At 63.5% G+C, this 13,418-nt stretch carries 11 protein-coding genes; 6 read left to right on the top strand and 5 right to left on the bottom strand.

The annotated features are described in order from the left end of the window. Positions 1 to 2: 2 nt before the first annotated feature. Positions 3 to 1,253 carry an extracellular solute-binding protein gene (locus K7H91_RS01330; RefSeq protein WP_230718377.1) on the bottom strand — a complete coding sequence of 417 codons (1,251 nt, stop codon included), beginning with the start codon at positions 1,251 to 1,253 and terminating at the stop codon, positions 3 to 5. A gap of 258 nt (positions 1,254 to 1,511) precedes the next feature. On the opposite strand from K7H91_RS01330, the gene K7H91_RS01335 reads away from it, so the two are divergent. The 3 genes from K7H91_RS01335 to K7H91_RS01345 are packed head-to-tail and all read left to right on the top strand — an operon-like array spanning position 1,512 to position 6,007. After that, positions 1,512 to 2,723: an ROK family transcriptional regulator gene (locus K7H91_RS01335; protein ID WP_230718378.1), complete on the top strand. Its 1,212-nt coding sequence runs from the start codon at positions 1,512 to 1,514 to the stop codon at positions 2,721 to 2,723. Between the two features lie 19 nt (positions 2,724 to 2,742). Further along, positions 2,743 to 5,118: a PIG-L family deacetylase gene (locus tag K7H91_RS01340; protein ID WP_230718379.1), complete on the top strand. Its 2,376-nt coding sequence runs from the start codon at positions 2,743 to 2,745 to the stop codon at positions 5,116 to 5,118. Positions 5,119 to 5,122: 4 nt separating this feature from the next. Further along, positions 5,123 to 6,007 (top strand): DMT family transporter, encoded by an 885-nt coding sequence (locus K7H91_RS01345; RefSeq protein ID WP_230718380.1) that lies wholly within the window; start codon positions 5,123 to 5,125, stop codon positions 6,005 to 6,007. 221 nt (positions 6,008 to 6,228) lie between these two features. Here the strand turns inward: K7H91_RS01345 and K7H91_RS01350 are convergent, their stop codons facing one another. The 4 genes from K7H91_RS01350 to K7H91_RS01365 form a co-directional block, all read right to left on the bottom strand. Beyond that, on the bottom strand, positions 6,229 to 7,065 hold the full coding sequence (locus tag K7H91_RS01350; RefSeq protein WP_230718381.1) for a carbon-nitrogen hydrolase family protein: 837 nt from the start codon (positions 7,063 to 7,065) through the stop codon (positions 6,229 to 6,231). Between the two features lie 105 nt (positions 7,066 to 7,170). After that, positions 7,171 to 8,163, bottom strand: coding sequence for an MDR family oxidoreductase (locus tag K7H91_RS01355; protein ID WP_230718382.1), 993 nt, complete (start codon positions 8,161 to 8,163; stop codon positions 7,171 to 7,173). Positions 8,164 to 8,232: 69 nt separating this feature from the next. Then, on the bottom strand, positions 8,233 to 9,156 hold the full coding sequence (locus tag K7H91_RS01360; protein WP_230718383.1) for a pseudouridine-5'-phosphate glycosidase: 924 nt from the start codon (positions 9,154 to 9,156) through the stop codon (positions 8,233 to 8,235). Continuing rightward, a complete protein-coding gene (locus K7H91_RS01365) occupies positions 9,149 to 10,279 on the bottom strand; it encodes a carbohydrate kinase (protein WP_230718384.1) in 1,131 nt (376 codons plus the stop codon). Before K7H91_RS01365 ends, K7H91_RS01360 begins: the two co-directional genes overlap by 8 nt. Before the next feature lie 233 nt (positions 10,280 to 10,512). Between K7H91_RS01365 and K7H91_RS01370 the strand changes: the two genes are divergently transcribed. The 3 genes from K7H91_RS01370 (at position 10,513) to K7H91_RS01380 (ending at position 13,407) form a co-directional block, all read left to right on the top strand. Beyond that, on the top strand, positions 10,513 to 11,727 hold the full coding sequence (locus K7H91_RS01370) for an NADP-dependent isocitrate dehydrogenase (protein ID WP_230718385.1): 1,215 nt from the start codon (positions 10,513 to 10,515) through the stop codon (positions 11,725 to 11,727). A gap of 118 nt (positions 11,728 to 11,845) precedes the next feature. Further along, a complete protein-coding gene (locus K7H91_RS01375) occupies positions 11,846 to 12,466 on the top strand; it encodes a glutathione S-transferase family protein (protein WP_230718386.1) in 621 nt (206 codons plus the stop codon). A gap of 149 nt (positions 12,467 to 12,615) precedes the next feature. Next, positions 12,616 to 13,407: a phytanoyl-CoA dioxygenase family protein gene (locus K7H91_RS01380; RefSeq protein ID WP_230718387.1), complete on the top strand. Its 792-nt coding sequence runs from the start codon at positions 12,616 to 12,618 to the stop codon at positions 13,405 to 13,407. The last annotated feature ends 11 nt before the right edge of the window (positions 13,408 to 13,418 follow it).

Here is a 13,418-nt window from a genome sequence, read left to right on the forward strand (position 1 = left end):
CCTCACATCGCTTCGTCGATGATCTTCTGTTCCTGCGCGGCGGCTTCCTTGATGCTGTCGGCGGGCGACTGGCCATTGAGGAGCACGCGGTTGGCCATGTCGATGGCGACCTGACGCTGGGCCGATTCATCCACGAACAGCGTGGTGTGGGCGTAATCCAGCCCCTTGAGGAACGGGCCGTAGATCGGGTTGGAGACGTTCTTTTCCGTCAACGCCACCTCGCGCCGCGCCGGCAGTTCGCCAACGACGTCGAGCCAGACTTCCATCGCCTCCGGCGAAGTCAGATAGGCCAGGAATTTCTCCGAGGCTTCCAGTTCCTCGCCCTTCACCTTGGCGCCGATGCCATTGGCGAAATAGCTCGAATAGTTGGAGCGCATGCCGTCGGCATTGGCCGGCAGTTCGGTCACGCCCCATTCGAAATCCTCGATCTGGCCGAAGGAGCCGAGGCGGAAGGTGCCGTCGATGGTCATGCCGGCGCGACCGCCCTTGAAGGCTGCCTGGGCCTCGTCCATGAAGCCCGCCTGGCCGACCTTCTCCTTGAGCTGCAGGTCGGTATAGAACTGCAGGGCCTCGGTGCCTTCCGGGCTGTCATAGGTGACCTTGCGGTAGTCGTCGGTATAGGGAACGCCGCCAAACTGGCGCACCAGCACTTCGCGCCACCACTGGTGATCCTGGCCCGCCATATCGAGCGTCATGCCTTCAACGGTGATATTGCCGGCATCGTCATGCTTGGCGATCGCCTTGGCGGCCGCAACCATGTCGTCGAGCGTCTGCGGCGGGCTGTCGGGGTCGAGGCCGTTCTCCTCGAACAGCTTCTTGTTGTAGAACAGCGCCAGCGAACGGACCGCCGTCGGCAGGCCGTAATATTCGCCGTCGCGCTTCATCGCGGTCACGATCGGGAAGAACTCGCTCTCGATCTTGTCCTGCGGGAATGCGTCCTGCGACAGCGGCTGCAGCAGATTGCCCGCCACGAACTTGTCGAGCCAGCCATAGAAGAGTTGCATCACGTCCGGCCCCTTGCCGGCCATGTTGGCGGCAACGATGCGGGTCTGGTAATCGGCGTAGGGGAAGGTCACCTGCTTGACGGTGATATCCGGATTGGCTTCCTCGAACTTCTCGATCAGCTGATCCATCGCGTTGACGCGGGTCTCGTAGATATACTGCCAGTATTCGATCTCGACCGCATTGGCCGAGCCGACCGAAAACAGGCTGATACCGGACATCAGCCCGGCGAGCATAAGTGCCTTGCGCATAATTCTCTCCACTTCCCAGTAAGGCCGCCACGGACCTCAGGGCTCTTGTTCCCGAAAAGCCGTCATCCCTCTCGGCGGCGGCCGTTGTTCATTGTTGCGGATGCCCGCTTGCGCGGCCTCCGGGGCGTCGTTGCCCGACGCCTCCACGATACGGTCGCGTGACATCCGGGTTTTGTCAATAACATAATCTAATTGAATTAATATATTGACGTTAGAAACAGCGCGGATCAGACTGACGACATCAGAAAGCGGAATGAAATGAACGAGAAGACGCGCGGGCAGTTCGCCATCGGCAACAATCCGGAACGCAACAGGGAGCACAATCGCCGGGTCGTGCTCGATCTGGTGCGCCAGCACGGCATGCTCGGCCGCATGGAGATCGCGCGTCAGACTCAATTGACCGCCCAGGCCGTCGCCAATATCGTCGACGATCTCGTCGGCTCCGGCCTGCTGATCAGCACCGGCCGGCGCCGTTCCGGCCGCGGCCAGCCGCCGATCCAGTTCGCCGTCAACCCGGAAGGGGCCGCCACGATCGGCGTCGAGATCGCGACCGACCAGATGGTGGTCACCGTGCTCGATCTGACCGGCGTGCTCCGCTACAAGCGGATCGTTCCGCTCGCCGACACAACGCCGGAACGCTGTCTGCCGGTGTTCGCCCTCGAGGTCGAGCGCGCACGAAAATCGTTCGATTCGCCGCTGCTCGGCGTCGGCGTGGTGATGCCCGGTCCGTTCGGCATCGAGGGCATGAGCTTCGTCGGTCCGACCACACTCCCCGGCTGGAGCGGCATCGACGTAAAGGCGGCGCTGAGCGAGGCCTGCGGCATGGACGTGGCGCTCGAAAACGATGCCGCCGCCGCCGCCGTTGCCGAACGGCTGTTCGGCGCGGGCCATGCGATCTCGCATTTCTGCATGCTCTATTTCGGCACCGGCATTGGCCTCGGCATGATCCAGGACGGCGCACCCTATCGCGGCGCTTTCGGCAATGCCGGCGAGATCGGCCATGTGCCGGTGGTGCCGTCCGGGCGGCTCTGCCCCTGCGGCCAGCGCGGTTGCCTGGAACGCTACGCCTCGCTCCATGCGCTCCACGAAAAATTCGACCAGAGCGGCAGGGAACGACCGCAGATATCTGAAATCGAAAGACTTTTTCAATCCGGTGACCAGGTGGTCCAGGCGTGGATCGACGAAGCCGCCGCCCATCTCTCCACGGTCATCGGGCTGCTCGAAAACATCTTCGATCCGGAAACCATCATCTTCAGCGGGGCGTTCTCCGACAGCGTCATGGATGCGGTGATCGCCCGACTGCCGCCGCTTCCGCCTTCCGTCGCCGCCCGCGCCGGGCGCACCCAGCCGCGGGTGATGCGCGGCCAGACCGGGCAGTACACGGCAGCACTCGGCGCTGCCGCCCTGCCGCTTTTCGAAATCCTGACACCGAAACTCGAAACATCGCCGTCTGATCAACAGGTGGCCTGAAAAAATCACGGGGAACAGCATGCTCACGCCGCGCCAACGCATCGAACAGGAAATGTCATCCTCCGCCCATGTGCGGCTCTACCGGGCGCTGACGCGGCTGACCTCGCCGGTGACGATGATGAACACCGGCGCCCATCCCGATGACGAACAGTCCGGCATGCTCGCCTGGTTCAGCCTCGGCCTGGGCATGCGCGTGATCATTGCCTGTTCCACGCGCGGCGAAGGCGGGCAGAACGTGCTCGGGCCGGAACGGCTCGGCGCGCTCGGCGTGCTCAGAACCCGCGAACTGGAAGAGGCCGCCCGCGCGCTCGATGCCGATATCCACTGGCTGGGCCACGGGCCGGACGACCCGGTTCACGACTTCGGCTTCTCCAAGGATGGCGACGCCACCTTCGCCCGCTGGGGCGAGGAGCGGATCGTTGAGCGGCTGGTGCGCGCCTACCGCACCGAGCGGCCGGATATCGTGATCCCGACCTTCCTCGACGTCCCCGGCCAGCACGGCCACCACCGCGCCATGACGCGGGCCGCCGAGACCGCCCTGCGTCTTGCCGCCGACGAGACCGCCTTTCCCGAGCATTTCGCCCAGGGTCTGAAACCCTGGAGGGTTGCGAAATACTATCTGCCGGCATGGTCCGGCGGCGGTGGCACCTATGATGACGACCTGCCCCCGCCTCCTGCAACGCTCACCATTGACGTCCGCGAACAGGATCCCGTGACCGGCGCCGACTACGATCGCATCGGCGAATGGTCGCGCTATTACCACGCTTCGCAGGGCATGGGCTGGTGGCCGGAGCGCCCGGACCATGTCTGGCAACTCCATCTGCTGCGCGGCGACAATGCCGGCATGCCGGAAGCCACGATCCTCGACGGCCTGCCGTCCTCGCTTAGGGATCTCGCCCCCGAAGGCGCGCTCGGCGCGGCGCTGGCCGCCGTCGATGAGGTGATAGCCGCGGCACTGTCCGCTTTCCCGAATGCCGATGCCGTGCAGCAGTGCCTTGCCGAGGCGGCGGCTCGGATCGAGACGGCGCAAGCCGCCGGCGATGACGCTTTCCGTGCGCTTCATGGCCACCGTCTCGCCCGCAAGCGCGCCGAGATCGACGCGGCGCTGTTCGAAAGCGCCCGCATCTTCGAGCGCGCCTATGGCGAGGCCGACTACCTGACGCCCGGCGGAACCGCGACGCTGACCATGGTGCTCGCCGAAGGCGCCGACGCCACCGTGACGCCGAGCCTGCCAGAGGGCGTCCGCGTCGCCGACACCGCCGTGGTCGATGGCATCCACCGCTTCACGCTTGCCGCCGATGCCGACGCGCCGCTTTCCAACCAGTACCCGCCGCTCTGGTCCTCGCTTGGCGGCAATGGACCGGTTTCGGTGACGCTTTCGGCCGGCATCGCCGGACGCGAAGTGACGCGCAGCGTCGACCTCGAAACCGCCCTTCCGCTTGCGCCGGCCCATTCCGTCACGCTGAAGCCATCCGCATTTATTCTTCCACTTCAAAAGCTTCCGTCGGAAATCTCATTTACCGCTGACGCTGACCTGCCCCTTCGCTTCAAGAGCGTTAACGGTTTCGAGGTCACCGGCGAAGGCGAAAGCTTCAAGATTAAAATACCTTCCAACCCCTCCTCCAGCCTCACCGTCATGACGCCCGAGATCGACGGCAAGCCGGCAGCCAATATCACCAGCTTCAGCTATCCCCATATCGGCCGCAACCGCTTTGTCCGACCGGAGATGCTGAACGTTCTGACGCTTGACCTGACGCTGCCCGAAGGCGCGAAGATCGGCTATGTCGGCGGCGGGGCGGACAATGTCGGCGTCTGGCTTCAGCGCATGGGCCTCGACGTCACCGAGCTCGACGCCAACGCGCTGTCGGGCGATCTTTCGGCCTTCACCACGATCGTGATCGGCATCTTCGCCTTCGGCACGCGGCCGGACCTTGCGGCGGCCACGAAGAAGCTTCATCGCTTCGTGGAAGACGGCGGCCACCTCGTCACCCTCTACCATCGTCCTTCCGACGGCTGGAACCCGGAGACGACCCCGCCGCGCTATCTGAAGATCGGCTCGCCGTCGCTGCGCTGGCGCGTCACCAATCCGCAGGCCGAGGTCGAGCTGCTGTCGCCCGGCCACACGCTTCTCGCCGGTCCGAACGTGATCGGACCGGAAGACTGGGCCGGCTGGCACAAGGAACGCGGGCTCTATTTCGCTTCCGGATGGGACGATGCCTACGAGCCGCTGCTCGCCATGCATGATGCCGACGAGAAGCCGCTCACCGGCGCGCTTGTCTCCGCCGTGATCGGCAAGGGCCGGCACACCCATACGAGCCTCGTGCTTCACCACCAGATGGACCGCCTCACCCCCGGCGCCTTCCGGCTGATGGCGAACCTCGTTCAGCCGGCGTGATCCCGTGAGCGCCGAGCCAGCGGCACCGCCGACCGAGGATAAGAACGCGGCGGGCCAGGGCGTCGCCTGGCTCTTGGCCGACATGACACTGGTGACCTTCATGAGCGTATTGGTGAAGGCCAACAGCGTCGCCTATCCGGCGATCCAGCTCGTCTTCATCCGCGCCCTGATCGGCCTCGTCTTCATCCTGCCGATGATCGTTCGCAATCGCGCGGCGCTGATGAACATCCGCTATCCGCTGCGCAATGCCTTCCGCGTCACCTGCAACGCGATCGCGCTGACCTCGAACTTCCTCGCCTTCGCCATGCTGCCGCTCGTCCTGGTAAACGCGCTTGGCTTCACCCGGCCGCTGGTGACCATGGGACTTGCCGCCCTGCTGCTTAGCGAAAGGGTCAGCCGGCTCCGCTGGCTCGGCGCGGGCCTCGCCTTCAGCGGCGCGCTGATCATCGTCGCGCCCGGCGAAATGGCGTTTCATCCCGGCCTGCTGGTGGTGCTCGCCAGCATCGTGTTCGGCGCGATGGCGACGATCCAGACCCGGCGACTGAAGGATGAAAGCACGATCGTGATGATGGTGTTCTACACCGTCGGCCTCGCGCTGCTGACCGGCATCCCCGCCCTCATGCTGTGGCAACCCGTGCCGCTCGCCCACTGGCCGGTGCTGGCGCTGATCGGGCTATTGGCGCAGGCCGGACAATATTGCTGGCTGAAGGCCTACCAGAAGAGCGACGCAAGCGTGCTCGCCCCCTTCGGCTATCTCTCGGTGTTCTTCTCCGCCACCGCCGGCTTCTTCTTCTTCGCCGAGGTCCCCTCGCCGCGCATTTTCATCGGCGTGGCGGTGATCCTGCTTGCGTTACAGGGAACGCGGTGGTTGGAGGCGCGGCGGCGATGAGTGACCTAAACCTGGACAGGCCGCTGACAGTATGGGTAGTAGGCGTTCGGAGTATTCAGGTTCCGTCCAACAAGCAGGACACAGGCGGCAATTCCCTCGCTCGGTCGGAGAAAAAATAGCGCTCTATTCATATCGTTCTGAACATTGCTGGCACGTGACCGAGCCATTAATGCAGTGTCGAGTTGAGAGGTCGGATGCGTGAAGCCGTATGGTTGCGATCATCAATATCCTTTTCTATCCCGGCTTCTGCTATCCGTCGTCATCTTCTCTCTATAAATTTCGCCCAAGCGCGCCTTTGCTCGCCACGGACGAGCCTTCTGAAGCGGGACATCGTATCTAGGATCAAGTCGATCGAGAATGGAAGTTACGAAGCTTGTGTCGTTGGATACATCACAAAGGGCGGCCCATTTTCCATCTGGCCCTACAATCCCGGCAGGTCCCTTGTGTGCTTTCTGAGCGGGCGTCGACGCGCTGATCCATAGGCAATTCAGGCCTGCATGCGCTCTGAGCGCAATCTGAAAATGCTCGGGAATTCCGTATGATGAGAACAGTACTGCATCGGCTCCCAACCGTTCGTACTCCATGAAAACTTCGGGGAATTGGGACTCAATGCAGATCGCGCAGCCGAAGCGGAAGCCATCGACTTCAAAAACTATCGGATCGGCCCCCGGCGTGTACCAGCCGTTGATCTCGCTGTTCGAGAGGAACCTCTTGTCATACCTTGTCAACAGGTCGCCAGAATCCGAGAACACATAAAGGCTGTTGTGCGGGCGTTCCATTGCCGACAGCCTGTGCGCACCGCCAACGACCGCGAAAATACCGAGCATTCCGCAGAGTTCGGCAATGCTCCTCAACTCTTTCTCGTAACCGAACCAATCAAAGAAGCGCCAATCGTCCGGAGTGGCAATTTGCGCCTTCGAATATCCCGACAAGGCGCCTTCGCAGAAGCTGACGAGCCTGACACCTTCTGCAGCGGCATCCGAAATCACCTGTCGAATAAGTGCGGCGTTCGTTGATATGTCTTTTGAAACGGCAGTTTGGGCGGCGGCTATCTTCACACATGCTCTCCTTCGCTCAGGCCTGTATTCTCGGCTTTTTCAGGTCCTTTAAGAACCTCGAAACTGCGCGATTGAGCACCGGGGCTGCCAACAAGCCGAAATGGCCTACGCCACCTTCACGATCAGCCGTCCGCGCACCTTGCCGGCAAGAATGTCTTCGGCGGCCTGGGGCAGGCCCTGAAGGTCGATTTCGCCGGCGGTGACGAGGTCGATATGTTCCGGCGTCAGGTTGTTCTGCAACAGCCGCCACGCGGCCTCGCGGCGCTTTGGCGGCGCGAAGACGGAATCGACGCCGATCAGCGTGACCGCGCGCAGGATATGCGGCAGCACGGTCGCGGGAAGATCGGGCCCGCCGGCAAGGCCGCAGGCGGCCACCGCGCCGTCGCGCACCGTCTGCGCCAGAACATTGGCGAGCGTGGTCGAGCCGACGCTGTCAACGGCGCCGATCCAGCGCTCCTCCTGCAGCGGCCTTCCGGCTTCCGAAAGCGTCTTGCGGTCGATGAAATCCCTCGCGCCGAGCCGGCGCAGGTAATCATGGGTTTCCGACCTGCCGGTGGAGGCGGTCACATGGAAGCCGAGTGCGGCAAGCAGCGCCACCGCATAGGAGCCGACGCCGCCGGCCGCCCCCGTGACCAGCACGCTGCCGCCATCCTGAGACAGATTGCCCCAGGCGAGAAGCTGGTTGACGCAGAGTGCGGCCGTCACGCCCGCCGTGCCGATCGCCATCGCCTGACGCTGGTCGAAGCCTTCCGGCTGTTTCATCAGCCATTCCTGTTTCAGCCGCTGATAGGCCGAGAAAGCGCCCCACTCGGTCTCGGACAGGCCGGAGCCGGTGGCGATCACGCGGTCGCCGGGCTGAAACGAATCGCTTGCCGATTCGACGACCGTGCCGGCGATATCGATCCCCGGCACCATCGGAAACCGCCGCGCGATCCGGCCCTTGCCCGTGACCGAAAGCCCGTCCTTGTAGTTCAGGCTGGAATAGTCGACCCGCACCAGCACCGGCAGGGCGGGCAGGTCGTCGCGGGTCAGCTCCGTCATCTCGGCGGCGGGATGGTCCTTGTCGCGGATCAGCAGCGCGGGAAAGGTCTCGGTCATCACGGTCTCCTCGGGTTCGGCGATTTTGCACCGGAGAGTAACGAGGCGCGCGCGAAACGCAATCCGCCTTCAGGCGCGTGCTGCAACCCTTGCCGCCGCGATCCGCGCGGCGAGCGCGGCATTGTTCTTCACCAGCGCGATGTTGGCCTTCAGGCTGCGCCCTTCCGACAATTCGTTGATCCGCGCCAGCAGGAACGGCGTCAGTTCCTTGCGGGCGATGCCGCGTTCCTCGGCCTCGCGCACCGCATCGTCGATGGTGCCGTCGATGAATTCCGGCGTCAGCGCATCGGCTTCCGGCACCGGATTGGCGATCAACATGCCGGTTCCGGTGGAAAGCCCGTCATGGGCGATCATGGCGGCGGCGATCTCCTCGGCGCTGTCCAGCCGGTGGTCGGCCTTGAAGCCGCTTGAGCGGGTGAAGAAGGCGGGAAAATCATCGCTGCGATAGGCGATCACCGGCACGCGCTGGGTTTCGAGATATTCCAGCGTCTTCGCAATATCGAGGATCGATTTGACCCCGGCGCAGATCACCGTCACCGGCGTGCGGCCGAGCTCGGTCAGATCGGCGGAGATGTCGAAGGTCTGCTCCGCGCCGCGATGCACGCCGCCGACGCCGCCGGTGGCGAAGATCGGGATGCCAGCCAGTTCGGCGATCTTCATGGTCGCGGAAACCGTGGTGCCCGCCGTCTGTCGCTTGACGATCGCGACCGCGAGATCGCGGCCGGACGCCTTGACCACGCCGTCCTCCACCTTCGCAAGCCGCTCGATCACGTCGCGGTCGAGGCCGGCATGAAGCCTGCCGTCGATCACGGCGATGGTGGCCGGCACCGCGCCGTTTTCGCGCACCACCGCCTCGACACCGAGCGCGGTTTCGAGATTGGCGGGATAGGGCATGCCATGGGTGATGATGGTGGATTCCAGCGCCACGACGGGCTTGCCCTGTGCCAGCGCTTCCCGGACTTCCGTGCCGAGTACGATTTCGATATCAGACACGTGCTTCTCCTTCGATTGGTGCGAGGCGGTGAAGATTGGCCTCGACAAAGTGTGGGGACATTTGCGGATGGACGCTCGCCGCGCTTTCGGTTGTCAGCGCCGCGATCAACGCGCCGCGCCGCACGGCCTCGTGCAGCGTGCCGCTATGCAGGTAATGGTGCAGGGTTCCGGCAATCATCGCATCCCCGGCTCCGGTCATATCGACGGGCCGGGCTTCGACCACCGGGACGAGGTTCACTGCGCCGCCATTGGCAACCACCGCGCCGAGCGCGCCGGACGTCAGGATGACCGCGGAGGCGCCGGCTTCGATCAATGCCTTCGCGGCCTTCCCCATGCCATTGATATCTCTTGGAAAAGACGATTCAAGATAGGCTGAAGCCTCGTCCAGATTCAGAAACAGCAGGTCGACGCCCGAAAGGTCCTTCGGCAGCTTCTTCACTTTCGGCGTCGACACCGCGTCGATCGCGAGTTCGAACCGTCCCGCGCGCCTCTGCTCGATCAACGCGGCAAGGGTCGCGGCCGGCAGATTGCAATCGACAAAGACGAGCCTCGCGGCGGCAAGCGATGGAGCGGCGTTGGCGAGAAGCTCCGGCGTCATGCGGTCGAAGATCGCCATGTCGGCAATGCCATAGGCGAGGTCGCCGCCGGGCTCGAGAATGGCCGCATATTCCGCCGTCCGCTCCTCCGGCAACTGAAACAGATTGGCGACATCGATGCCGCGGGCGCCGAGATGCCGGGCGAGATCGCGCCCGCTTTCATCCGCGCCGACGGCGGAGACGAAGCTGACGCCGGCACCGAGCGCGGCCAGGTTTTCGGCGACATTGCGGGCAACGCCGCCAAAACTGCGCATGCCCTCGACCGGATTGGAGGTGCCGGCGATCAGCGGCGCGCGGGCGATGTATTTGCGGTCGATCACCGCCCCGCCGACAACCGCCACCCGCCCCTCTTGCGGCAACAGATAGCCCCGCCCGAGAATATGGCCCTTCTCGGTAAGCCGCACCACATGCGCCGCCACGGCGGAACGCGACAGGCCGAGCTGATCGGCCATCTGCTGCTGGCCGGCAAACGGGTTCTCCCGGATCAGCGCCAACAGCGCCTGTTCGGCTTCGCTCAAATCGGACATGTCACCTTCCCTTGGCGCAGTGATGCGGGACGTTCCTTCGCGCGGAAGAATCCCCATAACAATAGTTATACTAATAACATTTGTTATGCTGCCAATCCAGAGGCGGACCCTGCCCACACGCACTTTTCGCAAAGTTTCGGCGTGCCATGCCTTTTTTCCCCGCGACCGCAATGCTATAGCCCTCGGGAAACGTTAAAACACGGGCTTTCAGGCCCCGCAGACGAGGAAGAAGCATGACGAAGATCAAGGTGGCTAACCCGGTTGTCGATCTCGACGGCGATGAAATGACACGCATCATCTGGCAGTTCATCAAGGACAAGCTGATCCTGCCCTATCTCGACCTGCCGATCGAATATTACGACCTGTCGGTCCAGAACCGCGATGCCACCGACGACCAGGTCACCGTCGATGCCGCCAACGCCATCAAGAAGCACGGCGTCGGCATCAAATGCGCGACCATCACGCCGGACGAAGCCCGCGTCGAGGAATTCGGCCTGAAGAAGATGTGGCGCTCGCCGAACGGCACGATCCGCAACATCCTTGGCGGCGTGATCTTCCGCGAGCCGATCATCATGCAGAACGTGCCGCGCCTGGTGCCGGGCTGGACCCAGCCGATCATCGTCGGCCGTCACGCCTTCGGCGACCAGTACCGCGCAACCGATTTCAAGTTCCCCGGCAAGGGCAAGCTCACGATCAAGTTCGTCGGCGAGGACGGCCAGGAAATCGAGCATGAAGTGTTCGACGCCCCCTCCTCCGGCGTTGCCATGGCGATGTACAACCTCGACGATTCGATCCGCGACTTCGCCCGCGCCTCTCTGAACTACGCCCTGATGCGCGGCGTTCCCTGCTACCTTTCCACCAAGAACACCATCCTCAAGGCCTATGACGGCCGCTTCAAGGACCTGTTCCAGGAAGTCTATGAGGCTGAGTTCAAGGCCGAATACGAAAAGAAGAAGATCTGGTACGAGCATCGCCTGATCGACGACATGGTCGCGGCCGCGCTGAAGTGGTCCGGCGGGTATGTCTGGGCCTGCAAGAACTATGACGGCGACGTTCAGTCCGACATCGTCGCCCAGGGTTTCGGCTCGCTCGGCCTGATGACCTCGGTCCTGATGACGCCGGATGGCAAGACGGTGGAAGCCGAAGCCGCCCACGGCACGGTCACCCGTCACTACCGTCAGCACCAGAAGGGTCAGGAGACCTCGACCAACTCGATCGCCTCGATCTTCGCCTGGACCCGCGGTCTCGCCCATCGCGGAAAGCTGGACGACAACCAGGACCTGATCCACTTCGCCGAGACGCTGGAAAAGGTCTGCGTCGACACCGTCGAAAGCGGTCACATGACCAAGGACCTGGCGCTCTTGATCGGCCCCGACCAGCCCTGGCTCTCCACCACCGCCTTCCTCGACAAGATCGACGAGAACCTCAAGAAGGCCATGGCCGCCTGAGGCCGACGCCTTCAGCGATAACGACCGAAAACCCGGCCTTTGTGCCGGGTTTTTGCTTGTGGACTTGCATTATCGCCGTCAATCAGCGAGAACATAAAAAGAACATCGGGAGACACTCATGAGCAAGATCACATTTTACACAAACCCGCTATCGCGCGCGCGGATCGCCCGCTGGATGCTGGAGGAAGTCGGGGCCGATTATGAGCCTCGCATCTTGACGTATAACGGCACGATGAAGGACCCCGCCTATCTGGCGATCAATCCCATGGGCAAGGTGCCGGCAATTGTCCATGACGACAAGGTGGTGACGGAGTGCGCCGCGATCTGCGCCTATCTCGCTGACGCCTTTCCCGAGGCCGGGCTTGCGCCGCCGCCCGCCGAGCGCGCTTCCTATTACCGCTGGCTGTTCTTCGCCGCGGGCCCGTTCGAAGCAGCCATCGTCAACAACAGTTTCGGCTTTGTCGTTCCCGCGGAACGGGAACGCTCGGTCGGCTACGGCAACTTCGAGCATGTCATGGATACGCTCGATAATTTGTTGTCGCAGAACAAGTTCGTTGCCGGCGACAAGTTCACCGCCGCCGATGTCTATGTCGGCGCTCAGGTCGGCTGGGGCCTTCAATTCGGCACGATCGACAAACGCGATTCGTTTGCGGCCTATGCCGAACGCATTGCCGCCCGCCCGGCCTTCATTCGCGCGAGCAAGCTGGATGACGAGGCCGCCGCGCAGGCCCAAACCTGACTTGTCCAGTCAAACAGCCGGTGTAGAATGAAGCGATGATGATGAAGGCAACATTTTTTCCGCTGAACTGAGAACACCGCCATGAGCGGATTTTCAGATTTGGTTTTAACGGGGCCGCGAGATGCGGCACCCGCAGGAGAAATGTTGATATGCCAGAACATCATTCTGTCGGCCTGAGCGACGCTCAGGTCTCATCCTTTATCAAAGACGGTTATGTGCGGGTCGATCAAGCCTTCAGCGCCGCGCTTGCGGAAGAGTGCCGCGCAGCGCTGTGGTGGGCGATGGGGTTGTCGCCGGACGCGCCGGAGGCCTGGACCGAACCGGTGATCCGGATCGGGTCGATGGCTGCGCCGCCCTTTGTGGAAGCCGCCAACACGCCGCGCCTTCAGCGCTGTTACGACCAGTTGGCGGGCAAGGGACGCTGGATCGCGCCCCGCGGCCTAGGCACCTTCCCGATCCGCTTTCCCTCGCCAACGCCTGCCGGCGATGACGGCTGGCATGTCGATGTCAGCTTCGGCTTCGACAATCCGGACTTCATGGAATGGCGCGCGAATGTGAAGAGCTCCGGACGGTCTCTCCTGATGCTGTTCCTGTTTTCCGATGTCGGGAAACACGACGCGCCCACCATCATCCGGGTCGGGTCGCACGCCGCAATCGCGCGGCAGCTTCTGCCGCATGGCGAGGCGGGCCTGTCGCTGCGGGCGCTCTCGGCCGACGGCTACGCCTCGACCGCGGATTGCCCGGAAGTGGAGGCGACGGGACCGGCGGGCACGGTCTATCTCTGCCATCCGTTCCTGGTGCACCGCGCCCAGCCGCATCGCGGCACGACGCCGCGTTTCATGGCCCAGCCGCCGCTGCTGCCGGTCGGCGAGTTCGATCCGGCGCTTCCGCCCTCTCCGGTTCAGATCGCGATCCGGCGGGCTTGCGGGCTCACATTGTGATGCCGGATGGC

The sequence above is a fragment of the Martelella mediterranea genome (genome assembly GCF_021021415.1).
In the GTDB taxonomy this organism is placed as follows: Bacteria; Pseudomonadota; Alphaproteobacteria; order Rhizobiales; family Rhizobiaceae; genus Martelella; species Martelella mediterranea_C.